1 protein-coding gene is annotated in these 1,473 nt (G+C 74.6%); it reads left to right on the top strand.

What is annotated here, in order from left to right; translation table 11 throughout:
- A partial coding sequence (locus AOK03_RS39975) for a vWA domain-containing protein (RefSeq protein ID WP_425264462.1) occupies window positions 1–1,473 on the top strand: 1,473 nt, incomplete at both ends.

The raw sequence follows: 1,473 nt of genomic DNA, 5'->3' as shown, positions 1-1,473 counted from the left end.
ACCGAACCGCGGGCCCGGAGGATGCGGCAGGGGCTGCTCGCCGTGGCCGTGGCGGGAGGGATCGCGCTCACCGGATGCTCCGGCGGCGGGAGCGACGTCGAGCGGGCCACCGGCGACGGCGGCGCGCGGCGCGACAGCGCGCCGATGCCCGCGCCCGGTCGGCCGGACGGCGGCAGCGCGGCGCCCGGCGAGCGACGGGACGGCGACGACCGTCGGGAGTACGCGCCCGACTACCGCTCCACCTTCGCCCTGGACGTCGACACCGCCTCGTACGGCTTCGCGCGCCGCACCCTCGCCGAAGGCCGCCTGCCCGACCCGTCGACGGTCCGCCCCGAGGAGTTCGTCAACAGCTTCCGCCAGGACTACCCGCGGCCCGACGGCGACGGCTTCTCGGTGAGCGTGGACGGCGCCCGCACGGACGACGACGGCTGGTCGCTGGTCCGGGTCGGGCTCGCCACCCGCGGCGAACCGGGCGGAACCGAACGTCCGCCCGCCGCCCTCACCTTCGTCATCGACGTGTCCGGATCCATGGCGGAGCCGGGCCGCCTCGACCTCGTGAAGCAGTCCCTCGGCCTCATGGCCGACCGGCTGCGCCCCGACGACTCGATCGCGCTGGTCACCTTCAGCGACACGGCGAAGACGGTGCTGCCGATGACGCGCCTCGGAGCCACCGAAGACACCAGGGACACCGAAGACACCGGGCACGCCGGGGACGGCCGCGCCCGTGTGCACCGGGCCATCGAGGGCCTGGAGCCCACCCGGTCCACCAACCTCGAAGCGGGCATCACCACCGGCTACGACACCGCGGTGCGCGGCCGGAAGGAGGGCGCCACCAACCGGGTCGTCCTGCTCTCCGACGCCCTCGCCAACACGGGCGAGACCAGCGCGGACGGCATCCTGGACCGGATCTCCGACGCCCGCCGCGAGCACGGCATCACCCTCTTCGGAGTCGGCGTCGGCAGCGACTACGGCGATGCCCTGATGGAGCGGCTCGCCGACAAGGGCGACGGCCACACCACGTACGTCTCGAACGAGGAGGACGCGCGCGAGGTCTTCTGCGAGCAGCTCCCCGCCCACATCGAGCTGCGGGCCCGCGACGCGAAGGCGCAGGTCTCCTTCGACCCGGAGACCGTCGAGCGGTTCCGGCTCATCGGGTACGACAACCGGGCGGTCGCCGACGACGACTTCCGCGACGACTCCGTGGACGGCGGGGAGATCGGCCCCGGCCACACGGTGACGGCGCTGTACGCGGTGCGGGCCAAGCCGGGCGCGGACGGCCATCTGGCCACGGCGAACGTGCGCTGGCTCGACCCGAAGAGCCGCGCTCCGCACGAGGAGTCGGGCCGCATCGACACGGCCGACCTGGACGGTTCCCTCCGGGATGCGGACGAGGGCCTCCAGGTCACCGCGGTGGCCGCCTACTTCGCGGACGGCCTGCGCGCGGCCGCCCCGCCCGGATCCGTGGACCGGGAC

Source organism: Streptomyces atriruber, assembly GCF_001418325.1.
Classification (GTDB): domain Bacteria; phylum Actinomycetota; class Actinomycetes; order Streptomycetales; family Streptomycetaceae; genus Streptomyces; species Streptomyces atriruber.
Note: the sequence above shows the minus strand (reverse complement) of the source record. Positions and strands in the feature narration are given on the sequence as shown.